The sequence below is a fragment of the Pseudomonas sp. N-137 genome, from assembly GCF_034555295.1.
GTDB lineage: Bacteria > Pseudomonadota > Gammaproteobacteria > Pseudomonadales > Pseudomonadaceae > Aquipseudomonas > Aquipseudomonas rhizophila.
The window spans coordinates 345,596-366,800 of the sequence record NZ_JAXUDQ010000010.1; the positions used below are offsets into that span (position 1 = coordinate 345,596).

The following is a 21,205-nucleotide window of genomic DNA, read 5'->3' on the forward strand; positions in this document are numbered from 1 at the left end:
AAGGGAGAAATCAGCATGTTCCGAATGCTTACCCAGAGTCTGGGAAACGTAAGCGTCAATCGCAAACTCGGCTTCGGCTTCGGTCTGGTGCTATTTCTAACCTTGATGATCGCTTTCACCGGCTGGAGCGGCCTGGGCAATGTCATTAGCCGTGGCGACAAGCTGGGCTACATTTCCAGCCTGAACGAGTTGAGCAAGGACCTGCGCCTGGCACGCCTGGACTACTACACCACGCGGGGTGAAAACGGTCCGCAGGAAGTCAACGATCTGCTTGCCAAACTCGAGACCGGCCTGACCGCAGCCCGCCAGATGATCGAGCAGCCGGCCGACGTGGCGCTGATCGACAAACAACTGGCCGCTGTGGCCGAGTACAAAAGCGCCTTCGCCGAGATGGCCAGCGCCACCGTCAGTCGCGAAGATGCCCGCAGCAAACTCGGCGCCAGCGCCGACAACGCCGTGGCCCGCGTCGCCGAGGTTGAAAAAGCCACGCTGCAAAGCGAGAACGTCGCCCAATTCAACAGCGTGGTATCCCTGAGCAAGGCGATCCAGCAAGCGCGTTATCAGGTTCGCGGCTACACCTACAGCGGTAAGAACGAAGCCCAGCAACCGGCCCTTGACGCCATTACCGATGCCCTCAAACTTCTCGCACGCCTACCGGCGCAGTTGCCTGAGGAGCACTCCGCCAACCTGCAGCAAGCCAGCGATTCGATCAACGCCTACCGTGCGGCGGTCAGTCAGTTTCGCGATTCCCAGCTTGATACCGCCGCGGCGCTCAAGCGCATGACCGAGCAAGGCGAAGTATTGCTTGAGTCCAGCAAAAGCCTGACCGTGTCCCAGACCGCCGTGCGCGACCAGGACGCCGCCCAGGCCAAGACCGTCCTGGTATCGGCTGCCGTGCTGGCCATGTTGTTCGGCGTGATCGCAGCATTGGTCATCACCCGGCAGATCGTCGGCCCGCTGGACCAGACCCTCAAAGTCGCCGAGCGCATTGCCGCGGGCGACCTGACCCACAACCTCACCTCCGAGCGCCGCGACGAACTCGGTCAATTGCAGCGCGCCATGCAGAGCATGACCGTGGGCCTGCGGCAGTTGATCGGCGGCATCAGCGACGGCGTTACACAAATCGCCAGCGCCGCCGAACAACTCTCGGCCGTGACCGAGCAGACCAGCGCCGGGGTCAACAGCCAGAAAGTGGAAACCGACCAGGTCGCCACCGCCATGCACGAAATGACCGCCACGGTGCAGGAAGTGGCGCGCAATGCCGAGGAAGCTTCCGAAGCGGCCGTCGCGGCTGACCAGCAGGCACGCGAGGGTGAAAAAGTGGTCGGCGAAGCCATCGCCCAGATCGAACGCCTGGCCCTCGAAGTGGGTAACTCCACCACAGCCATGGGCGACCTCAAGCGCGAAAGCGACAAGATCGGCAGCGTGCTGGACGTGATCAAGTCCGTAGCCCAGCAAACCAACCTGCTGGCCCTCAACGCGGCCATCGAAGCGGCCCGTGCGGGCGAAGCCGGACGTGGTTTCGCGGTGGTGGCTGACGAGGTCCGCAGCCTGGCCCAGCGCACCCAGAAGTCCACAGAAGAAATCGAAGAACTGATCGTCGGCCTGCAGTCAGGCACCGAGCAGGTCGCGACCATCATGGACAACAGCCGCAGCCTGACCGACAACAGCGTCGAACTGACCCGCCGCGCCGGTGGTTCCCTGGAAAACATCACCCGCACGGTCTCGGCCATTCAGTCGATGAACCAGCAGATCGCCGCTGCGGCCGAGCAGCAGAGTGCCGTGGCCGAGGAGATCAACCGCAGCGTGCTGAATGTGCGCGATGTGTCGGAGCAAACTGCGTCGTCCAGTGAAGAGACGGCCGCTTCGAGCGCTGAATTGGCGCGGTTGGGGGTTCATTTGCAGACGTTGGTGGGGCGGTTCAGGGTTTGATGACTTGGGGCTGCTTACTTGAGTTTTGTGTGTATATCCGTTGCTGCGGTAACGGCGGCAATGGATATGTACTCAGTCAACAAAACCCTGGCCGGCTATCAGCCCGACTTCGCGAGCAAGCCCGCTCCCACAGGTACCGTGTCTGACCTAGCTTTTTGCCAACCCCGAGGCAACGACCAACTCTTCCAGGGCCAACAAATCCGGCACCTTCGCCACATGCTCGCCCACTTGTACCGCCGCCTGTTCCAGCCCACACAGCGGTACATCGACGTAGCTCAACTGGGTGTCGAGTTTGTAGGAGCGCGGGATACCCTGGACCAGCAGCGCAATGAACCGCAACTCCGGGCGCCCGCCCAGGGCATTGAGCACGACGATGCGCGCACGCTCGCCGATCACGGTTTTCTGGCCGCAGGCCGACTCGAAACTCAGCAACGGGATTTGCCGTTCGCGCCAGCTCACCCAACCCAGGAACCACGGCGGAGTGTCCATATCGAACGCGCTGCTCTGGTAGTCGATCAGCTCGGCCACGGCCACGTTGGGTAAAATCAGGTGCCGGTCGGCCAGGGGTAGCAGCAGCCCAGTGATGTGCCCGGTACGCGGGTGAAGGTCATGCATGGGTTTTGCTCCAGCGGGCGATGCTGTCGAGCAGCACCGATTCCTGGTACGGCTTGCCCAGGTAGTCGTTGACGCCGATGGCCATGGCGCGGTCGCGGTGTTTCTGGCCGGTGCGGGAGGTGATCATGATGATCGGCAGGTGAGCCAGGCGCGGGTCATTGCGTACTTGCGTGGCCACTTCGAAGCCGTCCATGCGCGGCATTTCGATGTCCAGCAACATCAGGTCGGGGGAGTGTTCGGCCAGCAGCGCCATGGCATCCACGCCATCCTTGGCGGTGAGCACGTGCATGCCGTGGCGCTCCAGCAGGCGGCTGGTGACCTTGCGGACCGTCACCGAGTCGTCCACCACCAGCACCAGCAATGCTCGCGGGTGTTCGCCCTCGCCTTGCGCCGCTGCCGGGCGGCGTGGGACCTGATGAGGCAAGGCGCGGATCGGCGCCAACAGGTCGAGAATCAACACCACCCGGCCATCGCCCAGGATCGTCGCCCCCGACAAGCCCTGCACCGCCGAAAATTGCGGGCCGAGGCTCTTGACCACGATCTCCCGGGTCCCAGCGGTAGCGTCCACTTGCACCGCGATATGCCGCTCGCTGCATTGCATCAGCAGCACCGGCAACGGTTGGCTCTGGCCCAACAGTTTCGGGCGAGCGCCGGTTTTCAATAGCTCACCCAGGTAGCACAGCTCATAGCGTTGCCCGGCGTAGGTGTAGGTCGGCGGGTCGAGCTGGTAATAGCCATCCAGTTCAGCGGGCAACACCCGGACGATACTTTCGATGGTGTTCAGTGGGATCGCGTACTGGTCTTCGTGACATTGCACCATCAACGCCCGGTTCACCGCCACGGTAAACGGCAGGCGAATGCGGAAATGCACGCCCTGCCCCGGTGTGGAGTCGATGACCATGCTGCCGCCCAGTTGCCGCACCTCTTCGTGGACCACGTCCATGCCGACGCCGCGCCCGGAAATCTGGGTGATTTTTTCGGCGGTGGAAAAGCCCGGCTGCAAGATGAATTGCAGCACGTCGCGGTCGCTGATGTCGCTGTCCGGTGCCAGCAGACCACGCTTGATCGCCTTGCTGCGCACCGCCTCCAGCGGCACGCCGGCGCCGTCGTCGCGAATGTCGAAAATGATGTCGCCACCTTCCCGGGACAGGTCGAGGCTGATGCGCCCCCGGGCCGGTTTCCCGGCAGCGATGCGCACGTCGGCTGGCTCCAGGCCGTGGTCGACGGCGTTGCGCAGCATATGCTCCAAGGGCGCGGCCATGCGCTCCAGCACGCTACGGTCCATTTCGCCTTCAGCATTGCCAACCACGAACTCCACGTCCTTGCCCAACTCCTGCGCCACTTGCCGCACGATGCGTTTGAGGCGCGGCAACATGCGCTCGAACGGCACCATGCGCGTGCGCATCAACCCTTCCTGAAGTTCGGTATTGACCCGCCCCTGCTGTTGCAGCAGGTTCTCAGCGTCGTGATTGCTGCGTTCGAGGGTTTCCTTGAGATCGAGCAAGTCCGAGGCCGATTCGAACAGCGCCCGGGACAATTGCTGCAACTGGGAATGCCGGTCCATCTCCAGCGGGTCGAATTCTTCGTAGCCCAGGCGCTCGGCCTCGACCTGCTGGCGACTGAGGATCCGGCCCTGGGTTTCGGTATCAAGACGGCGCAACTGGTCGCGCATGCGCTCGATAGTGGTTTCCATCTCGCCCAGGGCCACGCGCGCGTCGTTGACCTGCTGTTCGATACGCCCACGGAAAATCGAGGTTTCCCCAGCCAGGTTCACCAGGTCGTCAAGCAATTCGGCGGAGACTTTGACCATGTCCGCGCCGTCGCTCGGGGTGCCGGTCTCAGGCCTTGTGGGTGCAGGCGGCGGGGTCGGGGCCGGTTCCGGCGCGGGGACGACTTTGGGCGTCTCGCTGTCCTGCGGATGATTCACCGCCTGGATCTGCGCGATCAGCCGGTCGGCAACGGGGCAGGGGTGGCCGGCGCGTACCGCATCGAGCATCTGCGCCAGCCGGTCATGGCTGCTTTGCAGCAAGGCGAACAGCGCTGGAGTCGGTTGGAGCAGCCCCGCCGACAAGCCTTCATAGAGATTTTCCAGCTCATGGGCCAGGTCGCCGATGGGGACGATTTCCACCATCCGCGCACCACCCTTGAGGGTGTGCAAATCCCGCAACAGCGTTTCCAGGGCCTGACGGTTCGATGGTTCGTCCTGCCAGCGCAGCAGCGCTGAGCCTGCGCTGTCGAGAATGTCGAAACCTTCTTCGAGGAAGATTTCCAGCAGCTCCGGGTCATGTCCGGCCCCCTCGCCCTGAACCGCCCCTGCCGAATCGATTGGGTTCGGCTTGTCCTGACGGAACCGGCGAATGGCGTCGATCAGCGCAACGGGATCGCCCAACGGCTGGCCCTGCTGCAACTGCCCGAGCAGCAGATCGAGGCGTTCGTGACTGCTGCTGAGCAGTTGCTCGAGTTCCTCGCTGTGGCTGTAACGGCGGTCCACCAGCCCTTCGTAGAGATTTTCCAGCTCCTGGGCCAGGTCGCTCACCGGCCGGATATCGGCCATTCGTGCGCCGCCCTTGAGGGTGTGCAAGTCGCGTTGCAACGAGGACAGCGGCGCTGCGTTGTCCGGGTCGGCCAGCCAACGTTGCAGGGCCTGGGCGGCGCTTTCGAGGATGTCCTGCGCCTCTTCGAGGAAGATCGAGGCAATGTCGTCGTCCACTGAGGTCTCAGCAGGGGCGCTGCGCTGCAGTTCCGCTGTCGCGTTACCCAGTTCGCGGATGCTCAGGGTGCGGCTGCCATCGCTGCGGATCAGGCCGGTGGCGGATGGGTCCAGGCTCTCTTGGAGCAAGCCGCGCAGGGCCTGCACCCGCTCGGGCTGCGAGTGCACGTGTTGCCCGGCGGCCAATTCATCGAGCATGTCGATCAAGGCTTCATGGGCGCGCTGCGCTTCCTGGAAAAACACGTCGCTGACTGCCAGGCTGCTTTCCTCCACTGCGCCATAGAGATCGAGCAAGGCTTCACAGAGCTCGTCCACCGGGTGCAAGTCGGCCAAGTGCGCGCCTTCGCCGAGGGTGGTCAGCTCGTCCAGCAGTGCACTGAGTTCCTGGCCTTCGCCGGGGTGCTGCTGCCAACGGCGCAACAGGTTTTCGGCATCGAGCAGGATGTCCATGCCCTGGGCGAGGAAGTTGTTGATCAGTTGGGGATCGCGCTTGGTCCGCAAGCCTTTGTCCGGTGCACTGAGGGCCGTTTGCAGGCGCTCGGCCAGCAGCGTTTGGGTTCGCTGGATCAGCTCTTCTGCGCCGGGGATCGGCGCCAGGGGGTCACCGTGCAACTGACGCAAGCCCAGGCGCAACAGGCCCTCGGCCTCCAGCAGCAATTCAGTTTCATCAAGGTCGAGGGCGATCAGGTGCGCCTTGTATTCCCGGGCCAACTGGTCCATCGCGCCGGCCAGCTCGGCAATCGGCAACACGCCGGCCATTGATGCGCTGCCCTTGAGGGTATGCAAGGCTCGCTGCAATTCGTCGTTGGCCTGCAGCGGCAAGTGTTCGGCGGCCTGGTCGAGAAAGCGATTGAGGCTGGCAAGGTGACCCTGGGCTTCGTTGTCGAATATCTTCAGCAACAACGGGTCGAGGGCGGCGACATCCTGGGCGTCTTCATCGTCATCGACGCCCTTTGCCAGCGCATGGGCACGGGCGGCCAGACGGTCGACATCGTCGCGCTGACGCTGGCGGTTGTCTGCAAACTCGCTCACCAGGGCCGGTAGCAACTGCACCGTGTCATCGAGCAACTGCCGGACCGCAGCACCCGGCTCAACACTGCGCTCCAGCACCCGGTTGAGCAGGTTTTCCACGGCCCAGGCCAGCTCACCCAAGACCAGCGCCCGCACCATCCGACCGCTGCCCTTGAGGGTATGGAAGGCCCTGCGCAATTCGGCCAGGGCGCCATGGTCGTCAGGGTGAGCGGCCCAGCGCGGCAGGTATTCGCGCAAAACGTCGAGCACCTCGTCGGCTTCTTCAAGGAAGACCTCGCGCAGCTCGTCGTCCACCGGATGCTCGTCCAACGGCGGCGGCAGCAGGCTACCCGGCGTGCTCCGGGCCGGCGGGTTGACCGCCGAGACCGGGCTGGCCAGCATTTGGGCCAAGGACTGCACGGTCTGCGGGTCATCCAGCTCCTGCAAGTCCTGCATGACCTGGGCCTCGTTCGGGCTCAGCACATCGTCAAGCAACGGCACCCGGGCTTCGTCGGGGAAATAACCGAGGGCACCCAGGCTGCGCTCGACCACGTCCAACAAGGGTTCGCCGGGCGTTTCCGGGTCTTCGCTCAAACGTTCCAGGTAATATTCGAGGCCGGTGATTACGTCGGCCAGGTGATCGAGTTCTTCCCAGCCCGGCTGGGCGTGATCCAACAGCAGATGCTCGCGAATGAAACCATTGCACGCCTCCACAAGGCTGGCGGCGCGGCTCAAGGGGATCATCGCCAGCGCGCCGCGCACCTGGGTCAGCAACGCCGGTAGCGCTTGCAGTTGTTCGCTGTTCCAGTCGGCGTCGATGTAGTCGACGATCATGTCCTTGGCCTGTTGCAGGCAGGTGTGGGCTTCCTTGATAACAATCTGGTGGATCTGGGTCAGGTCTGTGGTGGGCAGGTGGCTGTCTTCAGGGCTCTCGGGCTCGACGGTGCCGACCATGCCGGCCAGAGTGGCCTCGACGTAGAGCAAGGCCCCGGCGACATCCATGAGCGTCGCGTCATCCGGCTCGCGATGACCTTGGGCGAGGCTCAGGACCACCGCCAATTGATCGATGATCACTTTTCGCGGCTGACCGAAGCCGAGCACCGCCAGGGTGTCGGCGATCTGTCGCAGGGGCGCCAGCAGGCTGTCCAGCTCCGAGGCGTGCTGGCGGTCACTGCGCACGAACAGGTCGAGCCGCTCCTTGACCCGCACCAGCTCTTCGCAGAGTGCGGCGAGCACCGAGCGCATGGCATCGCGGTCCGGTCCGGCCAGGCGTGCGCGTTCTTCGTCGACCATGGCGCTGTCGGGCAGCGCGTCGTCCAGTGAGTAGCGTTCTTTCATGATCTGCATCTGCCCGCTGGGATGTTCGGCCTTGGCAATATAGAACAACAAACTCGTCAGCAACTGTGGCGGCGCCGGTTGATTGATGCCTTGCAGGCCCTGGTCCAACAGGCGCTTGAGTTCCTTGTCCGCTTCCTTGAATAAGCTGCGCAGGGCCGGGCTATTGGCGATACGCCCCTCGCGCATGCCTTCGACCAGGGCCGACGCCACCTGCCACAGCGCATTGAGCGGTGCGGCGGCGCACAGCCCTTCCAGGCGGTGGAAGACCTTGGCCAGATAGCCGAGATGGGTGGCGTCGTCCTGTTCGCGCAACAGCCCCACCAGGGCCACTTGCAGGGTCTGGCGCAGTTTGCGCAAGGTGTTGGGCAGGTCAGGCGGTTCGAGTCGCTTCAAGGCCTCGTCACTGAGCGGCGCGATCAGCGGTAACTCTGGACTGAACAGGCTGGTCTCCGACAACAGGCTCTCGCCCCGGGCGCTGCGCAAATCATTGATCAATGGCAGCACCACCAACGGCAGATCGCGGCGGGCACCTTGGATGCGGTCCAGATAGATCGGCAACTGCCCAAGGGCCTGGCTCAACAGACTGATGGCTTCGTCGCGATGGGCGATGCGGTTGTCCTGCAGGGCGACGCATAGCTGTTCCATCTCCTCGGCCAGCAGCGCGGCACCATAGAACTCGACCATCTGCAGGCCGCCGTGCACCTGATGAATGCACGCCAGGCAATGCGCGAGGGCATCCGCCGCCTGCGGGTCGTCCACCAGGCGGTTGAGCGCCAGATGGGCCTGCTTCAGCGTTTCGGCAATCTCGCCCTTGACCCACTCCAGGGCCACATAGTCGTGCCGATCACCCATAACCACTCCAAATCAACAGTCTAAGACGCAGGAACATCAGCCCTTGTGGCGAGGGGATTTATCCCCGCTGGGCTGCGAAGCGGCCCCCTGCAATGCAGAATCCAACATCTATGTCCCAGACTGGCTATTTTGGGACTGCTTCGCAGTCCAGCGGGGATAAATCCCCTCGCCACAAAAGCTTCCTCGCCACATGACCCTTCTCAATATACAGATCCAGCCAGTTACGCCTTGTTCTCATCCGCCGCAGCCGCCGCCGGCAAAGTAAACCCCGACACCGAACGACGCAGCTGACTGGCCATTTTCGCCAGGTTGCCGATGCTCTCGGCGGTGGCGGTGGAGCCGGAAGAGGTTTGCGTGGTGATCTGCTGGATCACGTTCATGGTCAAGGAAATCTGCCCCGCCGACGTGGTCTGTTGCTGCGCCGCGTTGGAAATGCTCTGGATCAGCGCCGCCAGGGTCTTGGACACGCCTTCGATTTCTTCCAGGGCCACCCCGGCATCCTGGGCCAGTCGGGCGCCGCGCACCACTTCGGTGGTGGTCTGTTCCATGGAAATCACCGCCTCGTTGGTGTCAGCCTGAATCGCCCGCACCAGGGTCTCGATCTGCCGGGTCGCCGCCGAAGAGCGCTCCGCCAGCCGCTGCACTTCATCGGCCACCACCGCGAACCCGCGCCCGGCGTCACCGGCCATGGACGCCTGGATAGCGGCGTTGAGGGCCAGGATGTTGGTCTGGTCGGCAATGTCATCGATCAGGCTGACAATGTCGCCGATTTCCTGAGACGACTCCCCCAGGCGCTTGATGCGCTTGGCCGTGTCCTGGATCTGCTCGCGAATGTTGTCCATGCCATGAATGGTGTTGTGCACCACCTCGTTGCCTTTGTTGGCGATCTCCACGGAACGCTCGGCCACCGCCGACGACTCGGCGGCATTGGCCGAGACCTGATCGATGGACTGGGCCATTTCATTGATTGAAGTCGAAGCTTCGGATATCTGCTGGGCCTGATGTTCGGAAGCCTGCGCCAGGTGCATCGCCGTAGCCTGGGTTTCCTGCACCGCAGCGGCGACCTGGCCGGCGGTGAGGTTGATGGTGGCCACAAGGTCACGCAGTTGGTCCACCGAATAGTTGATGGAATCGGCGATGGTGCCGGTAAAGTCTTCGGTAACCGAGGCGGTCACGGTCAGGTCGCCATCGGCCAGGTCTTCGATCTCGTCCAGCAGACGCATGATCGCGTTCTGGTTGCGCTCATTCTTTTCTGCGGTTTCACGCAACTGCCGGTTGGTTTCGCGGACCATCACCAGCCCGATCAGGATGATCGACATCAGCGCCAACAGGCCCAGCACATAACCACCGATGGCGTTTGCGGAACGCCCGCCGGCCAGGTTTTCGAACGCGGTGGCCAGGTGCGACGCTTCGTCCAGCAAGGTTTGCGACAGGTTGAAGATGTTGCCTGCCGACTCGCGCACCTTGAATAGCTCAGGAGAGGTTTCGAGGATTTCGTCCACCGAGCCGGAGACGAATTCGAAGAGTTCGCTGATCTCACTCAGGCGAGCCCGGGCATCGCGGTCCTGTACCTGGGAGATCTTCAAGGCCGGGTCACCTTGCGACATGCCATTGAGCACCTGACCAAAACGTGCGGCATCGCGACCAAAGGTATCGGCGGCCTGACTGGCGTTTTCATCCCCCGCCAGCACGGTGTTCACCGCCCCGAGAATCCGTTCGGCCAGCAACGACTGGCGCTGGGCCATGGCGACCTGCGCGGCGGGCGCGCCGCGCTGCAGGAGAATTTCGACGACCTTTTCGTACTCGACCTGCAATTGCGGCACGGTTTCGGCGAGGGTCGCCGCCACCTGATGCAGCGACAGCACAGTCTGTTCGCTGGACAGGATGGCATCGGTGTTCTTGAGCAGGCGTTCCCAGTCCAGCTGTACGGCACGCATCTGCGGGCGCAGGGCAGCAGGTGCCGGTGGCAGGCCGGTCACCGGGTCGCCTTGCTTTAGGTAGCCCCAGCGCTGGGCGAAATCATTGCGCGCCTCGCTCAGCAACTTGAACGCCGCGGCCTTGCCGGCGGCCGCCTCGGTGGCGTTCTTCGCGATGCGCTGGGACAGCACCCGCAACTCACCGGCGTGGCCGATGTACTGCTTGTCGTAGTTGGACTGGGTGTTGAGGTAAGCGAAGTTGGCGAACAGCAGCATGATGAAGACAATCAGCGCGACGAACAGCACGATGATCTGCGAACGACTACGCGACGCTTCCAGAGGCTTACCTGTATTTGCTTTGATCATCGGTTCTCGCCTGTACTGCCCAATCCAACCCACTCACCACTGCCAACTGTAAGCAAGCCCTTGTAGTGCAGCCTGCTCAATCAGTGTGACTCTGTGGGAGCAAGGCTTGCCTGCGATGAAAACAACACGGTTTCCCGCCTACCGAGGCGCCGCCATCGCGAGCAAGCTTTGCTCCCACTGGCTCGTTCCCACAAGGGACCGTGTGGCATCTCGTCAAACAGCTACATCCATGAACCCCGGCGAGCGCGTCAGCGCAAACGGGCTGAACACCTGCCACTGCCGTTCACCGCGAAACCGGCCCTTGACGAAGGCCGACTCCGGGCCGTCAAGGTCGTCCATCAGCGTCGGCTCCAGGCTGTCCTGGGCAAAATGCTGCAATCCGAGGACTTCATCCACCAGCAACCCGGTAAAGACCTCGTCATGATCCACCACCAGCACCCGCCGCTGCTTGCGCACGCTCGACAGCTCATGGCCGAAGAAACCGCACAAATCCATCAACGGCAATAAGCGCCCGCGCAGATTAGCCACACCACGAACCCATGGCTTGACCCCGGGCAAATGTGTGTAGCGCGGTTCGTGCAGCACTTCGCTGACTTCGCCCATGGGCGCCACGTACCAGTGTTCGCCGAGGCGAAAACCGATGCCGCTCCAGCTGTCGCCGTGGGTCGGTTGTGACGGCAGGTCCGCCCCCAGCAGCCGGCAACGCCGGTCGATCTGCAGGAGCAGTTCGAAAGCGGTCAGGGATTGGCTCATGGCCGTGTCATCAACCCGCCAGCACGTTGTTCAGGGTCTTGATCAGGGTTTCTTCGTCCACCGGTTTGGTCAGGTAGTCCTTCGCGCCTTGGCGAGTGCCCCAGACCTTGTCGGTGTCCTGGTCCTTGGTGGTGATGATGATCACCGGGATGTGCCCGGTGTCCGGATCCTTGGTCAACTGGCGCGTGGCCTGGAAACCGTTGAGGCCGGGCATGACGATATCCATCAGGACCGCGTCGGGCTTTTCCTGGCGAGCCAGGGCCACGCCGTCGGCGCCGTTTTCGGCCTTCAGGACCTGGTGGCCGTGCTTTTCCAGCATGCCGGTCAGTTTGTACATTTCGGTCGGCGAATCATCGACGATCAGAATTCGTGCCATGGTGTTCCCCATTTTTTGTTGACCCCAGGCCCGATGGCCGAGTGTCATTAATGTGCCTGGTGCGGCTGGACAGCGGCAAAGCCCGGAACATGAGCCCGTATCGCGCCCAGCAGTTCTTCCTTGCTGAAAGGCTTGGTCAAAAACTGATCGGAGCCGACGATGCGCCCCTTGGCCTTGTCGAACAAACCGTCCCGGGACGACAACATGATCACCGGCGTGGCCTTGAAAACGCTGTTGTTCTTGATCAGGGCACAAGTCTGGTAACCGTCCAGGCGCGGCATCATGATGTCGACAAAGATAATGCCCGGATGATGGTCGGCGATCTTGGCCAGGGCATCGAAGCCATCGACCGCCGTGATGACCTCGCAACCCACGTTGCGCAACAAGGTCTCGGCGGTGCGGCGGATGGTCTTCGAGTCGTCGATGACCATGACCTTCAAGGCGCTGGGTTGCTGCTGCGTAAGATGCTCTGCCATTGCCACTGCAAACCGGTTTTTAACGCGTAAGTGTGAACGACAGCGCAAACCCTTGATGTTCAAGGCCCGCACGTCACATGCCAGCCTTTTTAGCACAGTCTCCATCGCCGATCTATCGGCCGCTCGGTACAGTGGTTTTTCCTTGACCGCCAATCTTCCGGGCGCCACTCTGACGCCACTTTTTCACACCATTTGTGCCCATCAATTTTCGAGGAACCAAGCCATGAGCGTACGCGTCGGCATTGTCATGGACCCTATCGCCAGCATTTCCTATAAAAAGGATAGCTCGCTGGCCATGCTGCTGGCCGCTCAGAAGCGCGGCTGGGAGCTGTTCTACATGGAACAGCGCGACCTCTACCAGGCCGAAGGCCAGGCACGGGCGCGGATGAAGCCGCTGAACGTCTTCGCCAACCCCGAAAAATGGTTTGAGCTGGGCGCCGAACGCGATGCGCTGCTCAGCGACCTGGACGTGATCCTCATGCGCAAGGATCCGCCCTTCGACATGGAGTTCGTGTATTCCACCTACCTGCTGGAGCAGGCCGAAAACGCCGGTGTGCTGGTGGTCAACAAACCCCAGAGCCTGCGCGACTGCAACGAAAAGCTGTTCGCCACGCTGTTCCCGCAATGCACGCCGCCCACCATCGTCAGCCGTCGCCCGGACGTGCTGCGTGAATTCGCCGACCATCACGGCGACGTGATCCTCAAGCCCCTGGACGGCATGGGCGGCTCCTCGATTTTCCGTCACACCGCCGGCCACCCCAACCTGTCAGTGATCCTCGAAACCCTGACCCTGCACGGTCAGCAGCAGATCATGATCCAGGGATACCTGCCGGCCATCGTCGATGGCGACAAGCGCATCCTGATGATCGACGGCGAACCGGTGGACTATTGCCTGGCGCGCATTCCCGCGGCCGGCGAAACCCGCGGCAACCTGGCGGCCGGCGGGCGTGGCGAGGCGCGTCCGTTGACTGAAAAGGACCGCTGGATCGCGGCCCAGGTCGGCCCGACCCTGCGGGAGAAAGGTCTGCTGTTCGTGGGCCTGGACGTGATCGGCGAGCACCTGACGGAAATCAACGTCACCAGCCCGACCTGCATCCGCGAGATCGACAACGCCTTCGGCACCGACATCGGCGCGATGCTGATGGATGCCATCGATCAGAAGCTCAAGGCTCGTTGATCCAGATCCTGCTGAAGGAAACCCACATTGCGTTATCATGCCCGGCCTGAAAAAAACGCGATGTTGGTTTCCTTGCCATGACCCTCCCGTCCGATCTGCCCCAAGAGCTCGCCCATCGCGGCGTGCGCCCGGCTGATCGTCTCGGTTTTACCCTGTTCCTGGCGGCATTGATCCACTTGGCACTGCTGCTGGGCGTCGGGTTTGCCACGGTAGAACCCAAACAGATCAGCCAGACCCTGGAAATCACCCTGGCCACCTTCAAAAGCGAAGCCAAGCCACAAAAAGCGGACTTCCTCGCCCAGGAAAACCAGCAAGGCAGTGGCACCCTGGAAAAAAAGGCGACGCCCAAGACCACCCAGATCGCGCCGTTCCAGGACAATAAAGTGCAGAAGGTCACACCGCCGCCAGCGGCCAAGCCCGAGGTCCGGGAGACGGCGCCCAAGGCAGCCGTGACCACCGTGGCGCCAAAGCCGAAAAAAGCCCCGGTCAAGGAAGAGGTCAGGCCCGACCCCAAACCCAAGGCCCCGGTGCCCACCTTCGACAGCGCCCAACTGTCCAGCGACATCGCCAGCCTGGAAGCCGAGCTGGCCCAGGAACAGCAGTTGTATGCCAAACGCCCGCGTATCCACCGCCTGAGCGCCGCCTCGACCATGCGCGACAAGGGCGCCTGGTACAAAGATGAGTGGCGCAAGAAAGTCGAGCGCATCGGCAATCTCAACTACCCCGACGAAGCCCGGCGCAAGCAGATCTATGGCAACTTGCGGCTGCTGGTCTCGATCAACCGCGACGGCTCGTTGTATGAAGTGCTGGTGCTGGAGTCCTCCGGCCAGCCATTGCTGGATCAGGCCGCCCAGCGGATCGTGCGCCTGGCCGCGCCGTTCGCACCGTTTACCGGGGACCTGTCGGACATCGACCGCCTGGAAATCATCCGCACCTGGAAGTTCGCCCGGGGCGATCGTCTCTCCAGCAACTGACCCCATCCCCTTGTGGGAGCGAGCCTGCTCGCGATAGCAATCGAACATTCAGCATGATGTCGCCTGACACACCGCATCGCGAGCAGGCTCGCTCCCACAAGGGTTTCGTGACAGTCTCCGGCATTTGCTGCACATCCCCAGCTTGTCAGTTCGCCCCTGCGCCGCCACACTAGCGCCTATGAAAAACGTCAGCCCCACCTACCTCAAGCATCACTTCCTGATTGCCATGCCACACATGGCCGATCCGAACTTTGCCCACACCTTGACCTACATCGTCGAGCACACGGCCAATGGGGCCATGGGGCTGGTGATCAATCGGCCGCAGGAACTGAACCTGGCGGACATTCTTGAGCAGTTGCGCCCGGATGTAGAACCGCCACTCTTGTGCCAGCACGTCCCGATTTTCATCGGCGGCCCGGTGCAGACCGACCGAGGCTTCGTGCTCCACCCGACGGGGCCGTCCTACCAGGCCACCGTGGACCTGGATGGCGTATCGCTGTCCACCTCCCAGGATGTGCTGTTCGCCATCGCCGACGGCGTAGGCCCGGAAAAAAGCCTGATCGCCCTCGGCTATGCCGGTTGGGAAGCCGGACAACTGGAAGCCGAGCTGGCCGATAACGCCTGGCTGACCTGCCCGTTCGACGCCGACATCCTGTTCAACACCAGCAGCGAACTGCGCCTGGAAGCAGCGGCCAGCCGGCTGGGGGTCAACCTCAGTCTGCTCACCAGCCAGGCAGGACACGCCTGATGGCCCTGCGCTTGCTGCTGGGCTTCGATTACGGCACCAAACAGATCGGCGTGGCGGTCGGCCAGGTGATTACCGGCCAGGCCCGCGAGCTGTGCACCCTCAAAGCGCAGAACGGCGTTCCCGACTGGAACCAGGTCGAAGCGCTGATCAAGGAGTGGAAACCCGACGCCGTGGTGGTCGGCCTGCCCCTGAACATGGACGGCACGCCCAGCGAGATGTGCGTTCGTGCGGAGAAATTCGCCCGCAGGCTCAACGGCCGCTACAACCTGCCTTTCTATACCCACGACGAGCGTCTGACCACGTTCGAGGCCAAGGGCGAACGCCTGGTACGTGGCGGGCAGAAAGGCAGTTACCGCGACAACCCGGTAGACGCCATCGCGGCCGCCCTGCTGCTGCAAGGCTGGCTCGACGCCAACGCCGCCCTGTTCGAAACCTGATTTTTTTGAAAGCGCCGCCAGGGCGCTTTCTTTTAGCGATAAACCGGGCCTCTGACCACCGGCCCGGGAACCTGAAGGAGCCAGCATGAGCCTGCCCAATCCCGCCGAACTGATCAGCCAGATGGCGATTCGTCTCACGGCGCATCTGGAACAACGCGGCATCAGCGAACCGCGCTACATCGGCATTCGCACCGGTGGCGTCTGGGTCGCCCAGGCCTTGCTCGAAGAACTGGGCAGCGATGCGCCGCTGGGCACCCTCGATGTGTCGTTCTACCGCGACGACTTCAGCCAGAACGGCCTGCACCCGCAAGTGCGCCCTTCGGCCCTGCCGTTCGAGATTGAAGGCCAGCATCTGGTACTGATCGACGATGTGCTGATGAGCGGCCGGACCATCCGCGCCGCCATGAACGAACTGTTCGATTATGGCCGCCCCGCCAGCGTGACCCTGGTGTGCCTGCTGGACCTGGACGCCGGCGAGCTGCCGATCCGCCCGAACGTGGTCGGCGCGACGCTGACGCTGGCCGCTCACGAGCGAGTCAAGCTGTCCGGCCCCACGCCGCTGCAACTCGAACTGCAAGACCTTGCCCTTTAACTGCCCTTGTAAGAGTCCATTGCGATGACGCCTCTCGAAACCAAGCGAGCGCTACAGCTCAACGATCAGGGCCAGCTGCGGCACTTCCTGTCCCTCGACGGCCTGCGCCGCGAGCTGCTGACGGAAATCCTCGACACCGCCGATTCGTTCCTCGAAGTCGGGGCCCGGGCGGTCAAGAAAGTCCCGTTGCTGCGCGGCAAGACCGTGTGCAACGTGTTCTTCGAAAACTCCACCCGCACCCGCACCACCTTCGAACTGGCGGCCCAGCGACTGTCGGCGGACGTGATCACCCTGAACGTGTCCACCTCCTCGGCGAGCAAGGGCGAAACCCTGCTCGACACCTTGCGCAACCTCGAGGCCATGGCGGCCGACATGTTCGTCGTGCGTCACGGTGATTCCGGCGCCGCGCATTTCATTGCCGAGCATGTATGCCCGCAAGTGGCGATCATCAACGGCGGCGACGGCCGTCACGCCCACCCAACCCAGGGCATGCTGGACATGCTGACCATCCGTCGGCACAAGGGCAGCTTCGAGAACCTGTCGGTGGCTATCGTCGGCGACATCCTGCACTCGCGGGTGGCCCGTTCGAACATGCTCGCCCTCAAGACCCTCGGCTGCCCGGACATCCGCGTGATCGCGCCGAAAACCCTGCTGCCCATTGGCGTCGAGCAGTATGGCGTGAAGGTCTACACCGACATGACCGAAGGCCTCAAGGACGTGGACGTGGTGATCATGCTGCGCCTGCAGCGCGAACGCATGACCGGCGGCCTGCTGCCGAGCGAAGGCGAGTTCTACCGCCTGTTCGGCCTGACCACCGCGCGCCTGGCCGGGGCCAAGCCGGACGCCATCGTCATGCACCCGGGGCCGATCAACCGCGGGGTGGAGATCGAGTCGGCAGTGGCCGACGGACCACATTCGGTGATCCTCAACCAGGTGACCTACGGCATCGCCATCCGTATGGCCGTGCTGTCCATGGCCATGAGCGGGCAAACGGCCCAGCGCCAATTCGACCAGGAGAACGCCCAGTGAAGCTCAGCATTCTCGGCGCACGCGTGATCGATCCGGCCAGCGGCCTGGATCAAGTGACTGACATCCATATCGATGCCTGCAAAATTGTCGCCCTTGGCGCCGCTCCGGCCGGTTTTACCGCCGTCGATACCCTCAACGCCCAAGGCCTGGTGGCCGCCCCTGGCCTGGTGGACCTGAACGTCGCCCTGCGCGAACCCGGTTACAGCCGCAAAGGCAGTATCGTCAGCGAAACCCAGGCCGCCGCCGCCGGTGGCGTGACCAGTTTGTGCTGCCCGCCGCAGACCAAGCCGGTACTGGACACCTCGGCCGTGGCCGAGCTGATCCTTGATCGCGCCCGCGAAGCCGGCAACACCAAGGTCTTCCCTATCGGCGCCTTGAGCAAAGGCCTCGATGGCGAGCAATTGGCAGAACTCATTGCGCTACGCGACGCCGGTTGCGTGGCGTTCGGCAATGGCCTGAACAGTTTTCGCAATACCCGCACCCTGTGCCGCGCCCTGGAATACGCCGCGACCTTCGGCCTGACGGTGATCTTCAACTCCCAGGATCACGATCTGGCTGAAGGCGGGCTGGCCCACGAAGGCCCGACCGCCAGTTTCCTCGGCCTGCCGGGCATTCCGGAAACCGCCGAGACCGTGGCCCTGGCCCGGGACCTGCTGCTGGTGGAACAAAGCGGCGTGCGCGCACACTTCAGCCAGTTGACCAGCGCCCGCGGCGCCGCACTGATCGCCCAGGCCCAGGCTCGCGGCCTGCCCGTCACCGCCGATGTGGCACTGTACCAACTGATCCTGACCGACGAAGCTCTGATCGACTTCAACAGCGTCTATCACGTCCAACCGCCGCTGCGCACCCGCGCCGACCGCGATGGCTTGCGCGAGGCTGTGAAGTCCGGGGTGATCTCGGCCATCTCCAGCCATCACCAGCCCCACGAGCGCGATGCCAAGCTGGCACCATTCGGCGCCACGGAACCGGGCATCAGCAGTGTCGAACTGTTGCTGCCACTGGCCATGACACTGGTGGAAGACGGATTGCTGGACCTGCCGACCCTGCTCGCACGCCTGAGCAACGGCCCGGCCGACGCGCTGCAATTACCGGTGGGTAAACTGGCAGTGGGCGCGGCGGCGGACCTGGTGCTGTTCGACCCGGCGGCGTCCACTGTGGCGGGTGAAGCCTGGCGCTCCAAGGGTGACAACTGCCCGTTCCTTGGCCACAGTTTGCCGGGGGTGGTGCGTTATACGCTGATGGATGGGCGGATTACTCACCAGGCCTGACATCGCGTCGGTCTTATCGCGAGCAGGCTCGCTCCCACAGGGATCTTCGGTGAACACATAACCTGTGAACACCTTGATCCAGTGTGGGAGCGAGCCTGCTCGCGATGCAGGCGACTCGGTCTTAGTGAAAAGCCCCGCGCTTCTGCGCATTGCGAATCGAGACCTGATCGTTCAGCGTCCAGAAGTCATACAGCACCCCCAGGAAAAACACCCCGCCAGTCAGCAGGTAAAGGATGCCGGTGAGCCATTTGCCCTGGTACATGCGGTGCACACCCAGCACACCGAGAAACGTCAGCAGAATCCACGCCACGCTGTACTCGAGGGGACCCGGGGTGAAGCGCAGATCGGCCTCCCGATCCATGGCCGGAATCAGGAACAGGTCGATCAGCCAGCCGATGCCCAACAGGCCAAAGGTGAAAAACCAGATCGTGCCGGTGACCGGCTTGCCGTAATAGAAGCGGTGGGCGCCGGTAAAGCCGAAAATCCACAAGAGATAGCCGATCACTTTGCTGTGGGTATCGCGTAAAGCGTCCTGCTGATAGCTGTTCATGAATCGCCTCTTTTGCCTCGATAGATAAATTTGTTCGGATTATTTGTGACTTTTTTATGGATTGCCGACAAGCGGTCTCCAGCGTCAGGAACCCGGTAAACCCCCGTGCTGTCTGGGTTCTGTCAGACAATCAGGTCAATATGTCGCAATTATGCGGGTTTCACCTGGGGTTGCGATTCGACAAACGGCCTCGGAACAGTAAAAAAAGCTGTTATAAAGTTGCGCGCTTACCTTCAAGAGCCCTGCCTAATGCGTCCATTTATCAAGACATGGCTAACCATTTGCCTATTATTGCCCCTGGCCGCCCACGCCACCAATCGTGAGCAACGTCTTCCCAACGTCAACGGCTACACCCCCCAATCCCATGTTTCTGCTCCTTCGAGCAAGAACAAGCGAAACGCCCAGCGTTTGAGCACCGCCAATAGCAAGCTGGTTCCGGTCATGACCGCCAAGACAAGCAGCAACGTCTTGAGCCGTGCCGTGAACGTACTGGGAACACCTTACCGTTGGGGCGGCAGTAGCCCAAGCAAAGGTTTCGATTGCAGCGGCCTGGTGAAGTACGCCTTCAACGATGCCACCTTCGACCTGCCGCGCACTTCCAATGCGATGGCCAGCGGTCACGGCCAGAAGGTCGATCGCAAGGACCTCAAGCCCGGCGATCTGATCTTCTTCAAGCTCAAGAGCCGCCGGGTCAACCACGTGGCCATCTACCTGGGTAACGACCGCTTCATCCACGCCCCGCGCCGTGGCAAGTCGGTGACCATCGACACCTTGAACAAGCCGTACTGGAACAGCCACTACGTCCTTGCCAAGCGAGTGCTGCCCAAAGAGTCGAAAGGGATGCAGCTGGTTCAGCGCTGATTTGAAAGTGGCACATTTGCCAGTTCAAGCAAACTGTGGGAGCTAGCCTGTTCGCGATAGCGGTACATCCGTCAACTTCAATGTTGGCTGATCCAACGCTATCGCGAGCAAGCTCGCTCCCACAGGAGGTTTTGTGGCCGATCCTCAGAAGTTATCCGGCGTACGCGCCCGCTCCCGCGCATGTTCGCGACTGATCAGCCCCTTGCTCAGCAAATCCTTCAAACACATATCCAATGTCTGCATCCCCAGCGACCCACCGGTCTGGATCGCCGAGTACATCTGCGCCACCTTGTCCTCGCGGATCAGGTTACGGATCGCCGACGTTCCCAGCATGATTTCATGAGCCGCGACCCGGCCGCCGCCAATCTTCTTGACCAGCGTCTGTGAAATCACCGCCTGCAAGGATTCGGACAACATCGAACGAACCATGGATTTCTCATCCCCCGGGAACACGTCCACCACCCGGTCGATGGTCTTGGCCGCCGAGGTGGTGTGCAAGGTGCCAAACACCAGGTGACCGGTTTCGGCGGCGGTCAGGGCCAGGCGGATGGTCTCCAGGTCACGCATCTCCCCCACCAGAATCACGTCCGGGTCTTCGCGCAGGGCTGAGCGCAGGGCCGTGGAGAAACTTTGGGTGTCGCGGTGCACTTCGCGCTGGTTGATCAGGCATTTGCGCGGCTCGTGGACAAACTCGATGGGATCTTCGATGGTGAGGATGTGATGGTGTTTGTGGGTGTTGAGGTAGTCGATCATCGCCGCCAGGGTGGTGGACTTGCCGGAGCCGGTCGGCCCGGTCACCAACACCAGCCCGCGAGGCGCCTCGGTCACCTTGCGAAACACATCGCCCATCCCCAGGTCTTCCATGGTCAGGACTTTCGACGGGATGGTCCGGAACACCGCACCTGCACCGCGATTCTGGTTGAACGCATTGACCCGGAACCGTGCGACGCCCGGCACGTCGAAGGAAAAGTCGGTTTCCAGAAACTTCTCGTAATCTACCCGCTGCCGGTCGTTCATGATGTCGTAGATCAGCTCATGGACCTGCTTGTGGTCCAGGGCCGGCAGGTTGATCCGCCTCACATCGCCATCGACACGGATCATCGGCGGCAGCCCGGCGGACAAGTGCAGGTCCGATGCGCCCTGTTTGGCGCTGAACGCCAGTAGCTCAGTGATATCCATAGCGCTCCTCAATTCCAGTAGAATGCCGCGAACCTCACCGCTGGC

The 21,205-nt window shown here is 62.5% G+C and carries 17 protein-coding genes; 9 read left to right on the forward strand and 8 right to left on the reverse strand.

Features of this window, described 5'->3' with window-relative positions:
- Positions 1-24 precede the first annotated feature (24 nt).
- Entirely contained in the window at positions 25-1,932 is a 1,908-nt protein-coding gene (locus T3A99_RS11080; protein WP_370695183.1) for a methyl-accepting chemotaxis protein, read from the forward strand.
- Between the two features lie 147 nt (positions 1,933-2,079).
- On the opposite strand, the gene T3A99_RS11085 is transcribed toward T3A99_RS11080, so the two are convergent.
- The 6 genes from T3A99_RS11085 to T3A99_RS11110 all read right to left on the reverse strand — a co-directional run bounded on the left by T3A99_RS11085 (position 2,080) and on the right by T3A99_RS11110 (position 12,345).
- Positions 2,080-2,547: a chemotaxis protein CheW gene (locus tag T3A99_RS11085; RefSeq protein ID WP_047225993.1), complete on the reverse strand. Its 468-nt coding sequence runs from the start codon at positions 2,545-2,547 to the stop codon at positions 2,080-2,082.
- Complete coding sequence (locus T3A99_RS11090) at positions 2,540-8,458, reverse strand: Hpt domain-containing protein (protein WP_076383020.1); 5,919 nt, start codon at positions 8,456-8,458, stop codon at positions 2,540-2,542. Before T3A99_RS11090 ends, T3A99_RS11085 begins: the two co-directional genes overlap by 8 nt.
- A 221-nt stretch (positions 8,459-8,679) precedes the next feature.
- Positions 8,680-10,740 carry a methyl-accepting chemotaxis protein gene (locus T3A99_RS11095; RefSeq protein ID WP_173407474.1) on the reverse strand — a complete coding sequence of 687 codons (2,061 nt, stop codon included), beginning with the start codon at positions 10,738-10,740 and terminating at the stop codon, positions 8,680-8,682.
- Between the two features lie 213 nt (positions 10,741-10,953).
- Positions 10,954-11,493 carry a chemotaxis protein CheW gene (locus T3A99_RS11100; RefSeq protein ID WP_047225996.1) on the reverse strand — a complete coding sequence of 180 codons (540 nt, stop codon included), beginning with the start codon at positions 11,491-11,493 and terminating at the stop codon, positions 10,954-10,956.
- Positions 11,494-11,503: 10 nt separating this feature from the next.
- Positions 11,504-11,869 (reverse strand): twitching motility response regulator PilH, encoded by a 366-nt coding sequence (gene pilH, locus T3A99_RS11105; RefSeq protein ID WP_047226188.1) that lies wholly within the window; start codon positions 11,867-11,869, stop codon positions 11,504-11,506.
- Positions 11,870-11,916: 47 nt separating this feature from the next.
- Positions 11,917-12,345 (reverse strand): response regulator, encoded by a 429-nt coding sequence (locus tag T3A99_RS11110; protein WP_047225997.1) that lies wholly within the window; start codon positions 12,343-12,345, stop codon positions 11,917-11,919.
- A gap of 223 nt (positions 12,346-12,568) precedes the next feature.
- Here T3A99_RS11110 and gshB point away from each other — a divergent pair, with 223 nt between their 5' ends.
- From gshB to T3A99_RS11145, 7 genes are all read left to right on the forward strand, one after another.
- Positions 12,569-13,522, forward strand: coding sequence for a glutathione synthase (gene gshB / locus T3A99_RS11115; protein WP_076383022.1), 954 nt, complete (start codon positions 12,569-12,571; stop codon positions 13,520-13,522).
- Between the two features lie 77 nt (positions 13,523-13,599).
- Positions 13,600-14,496, forward strand: coding sequence for an energy transducer TonB (locus tag T3A99_RS11120; protein WP_047225999.1), 897 nt, complete (start codon positions 13,600-13,602; stop codon positions 14,494-14,496).
- Positions 14,497-14,674: 178 nt separating this feature from the next.
- A complete protein-coding gene (locus T3A99_RS11125) occupies positions 14,675-15,244 on the forward strand; it encodes a YqgE/AlgH family protein (protein ID WP_047226000.1) in 570 nt (189 codons plus the stop codon).
- The gene (ruvX, locus tag T3A99_RS11130; RefSeq protein WP_047226001.1) at positions 15,244-15,681 is read left to right on the forward strand and encodes a Holliday junction resolvase RuvX; all 438 of its coding nucleotides are present in this window, start codon (positions 15,244-15,246) and stop codon (positions 15,679-15,681) included. The genes T3A99_RS11125 and ruvX overlap by 1 nt, the downstream gene beginning before the upstream one ends.
- A gap of 85 nt (positions 15,682-15,766) precedes the next feature.
- On the forward strand, positions 15,767-16,273 hold the full coding sequence (pyrR, locus tag T3A99_RS11135) for a bifunctional pyr operon transcriptional regulator/uracil phosphoribosyltransferase PyrR (protein WP_274090489.1): 507 nt from the start codon (positions 15,767-15,769) through the stop codon (positions 16,271-16,273).
- A gap of 24 nt (positions 16,274-16,297) precedes the next feature.
- Complete coding sequence (locus T3A99_RS11140; protein ID WP_047226003.1) at positions 16,298-17,302, forward strand: aspartate carbamoyltransferase catalytic subunit; 1,005 nt, start codon at positions 16,298-16,300, stop codon at positions 17,300-17,302.
- Positions 17,299-18,570, forward strand: coding sequence for a dihydroorotase (locus tag T3A99_RS11145; RefSeq protein WP_076383024.1), 1,272 nt, complete (start codon positions 17,299-17,301; stop codon positions 18,568-18,570). The genes T3A99_RS11140 and T3A99_RS11145 overlap by 4 nt, the downstream gene beginning before the upstream one ends.
- Positions 18,571-18,691: 121 nt before the next feature.
- Here T3A99_RS11145 and T3A99_RS11150 read toward each other — a convergent pair whose 3' ends face one another.
- Positions 18,692-19,120 carry an NINE protein gene (locus T3A99_RS11150; RefSeq protein ID WP_047226005.1) on the reverse strand — a complete coding sequence of 143 codons (429 nt, stop codon included), beginning with the start codon at positions 19,118-19,120 and terminating at the stop codon, positions 18,692-18,694.
- Between the two features lie 249 nt (positions 19,121-19,369).
- Here T3A99_RS11150 and T3A99_RS11155 point away from each other — a divergent pair, with 249 nt between their 5' ends.
- The gene (locus tag T3A99_RS11155; protein ID WP_322834307.1) at positions 19,370-19,981 is read left to right on the forward strand and encodes a C40 family peptidase; all 612 of its coding nucleotides are present in this window, start codon (positions 19,370-19,372) and stop codon (positions 19,979-19,981) included.
- 144 nt (positions 19,982-20,125) lie between these two features.
- Here the strand turns inward: T3A99_RS11155 and T3A99_RS11160 are convergent, their stop codons facing one another.
- Complete coding sequence (locus T3A99_RS11160; RefSeq protein ID WP_322834308.1) at positions 20,126-21,160, reverse strand: type IV pilus twitching motility protein PilT; 1,035 nt, start codon at positions 21,158-21,160, stop codon at positions 20,126-20,128.
- Positions 21,161-21,205 lie beyond the last annotated feature (45 nt).

Bases quoted from the DNA above. Each gene is read 5' to 3' on its own strand.
- T3A99_RS11080 (WP_370695183.1), top strand. From the start codon at position 25: ATGCTTACCCAGAGTCTGGGAAACGTAAGCGTCAATCGCAAACTCGGC.
- T3A99_RS11085 (WP_047225993.1), bottom strand. From the start codon at position 2,547: ATGCATGACCTTCACCCGCGTACCGGGCACATCACTGGGCTGCTGCTA.
- T3A99_RS11090 (WP_076383020.1), bottom strand. From the start codon at position 8,458: ATGGGTGATCGGCACGACTATGTGGCCCTGGAGTGGGTCAAGGGCGAG.
- T3A99_RS11095 (WP_173407474.1), bottom strand. From the start codon at position 10,740: ATGATCAAAGCAAATACAGGTAAGCCTCTGGAAGCGTCGCGTAGTCGT.
- T3A99_RS11100 (WP_047225996.1), bottom strand. From the start codon at position 11,493: ATGAGCCAATCCCTGACCGCTTTCGAACTGCTCCTGCAGATCGACCGG.
- pilH (WP_047226188.1), bottom strand. From the start codon at position 11,869: ATGGCACGAATTCTGATCGTCGATGATTCGCCGACCGAAATGTACAAA.
- T3A99_RS11110 (WP_047225997.1), bottom strand. From the start codon at position 12,345: ATGGCAGAGCATCTTACGCAGCAGCAACCCAGCGCCTTGAAGGTCATG.
- gshB (WP_076383022.1), top strand. From the start codon at position 12,569: ATGAGCGTACGCGTCGGCATTGTCATGGACCCTATCGCCAGCATTTCC.
- T3A99_RS11120 (WP_047225999.1), top strand. From the start codon at position 13,600: ATGACCCTCCCGTCCGATCTGCCCCAAGAGCTCGCCCATCGCGGCGTG.
- T3A99_RS11125 (WP_047226000.1), top strand. From the start codon at position 14,675: ATGAAAAACGTCAGCCCCACCTACCTCAAGCATCACTTCCTGATTGCC.
- ruvX (WP_047226001.1), top strand. From the start codon at position 15,244: ATGGCCCTGCGCTTGCTGCTGGGCTTCGATTACGGCACCAAACAGATC.
- pyrR (WP_274090489.1), top strand. From the start codon at position 15,767: ATGAGCCTGCCCAATCCCGCCGAACTGATCAGCCAGATGGCGATTCGT.
- T3A99_RS11140 (WP_047226003.1), top strand. From the start codon at position 16,298: ATGACGCCTCTCGAAACCAAGCGAGCGCTACAGCTCAACGATCAGGGC.
- T3A99_RS11150 (WP_047226005.1), bottom strand. From the start codon at position 19,120: ATGAACAGCTATCAGCAGGACGCTTTACGCGATACCCACAGCAAAGTG.
- T3A99_RS11155 (WP_322834307.1), top strand. From the start codon at position 19,370: ATGCGTCCATTTATCAAGACATGGCTAACCATTTGCCTATTATTGCCC.
- T3A99_RS11160 (WP_322834308.1), bottom strand. From the start codon at position 21,160: ATGGATATCACTGAGCTACTGGCGTTCAGCGCCAAACAGGGCGCATCG.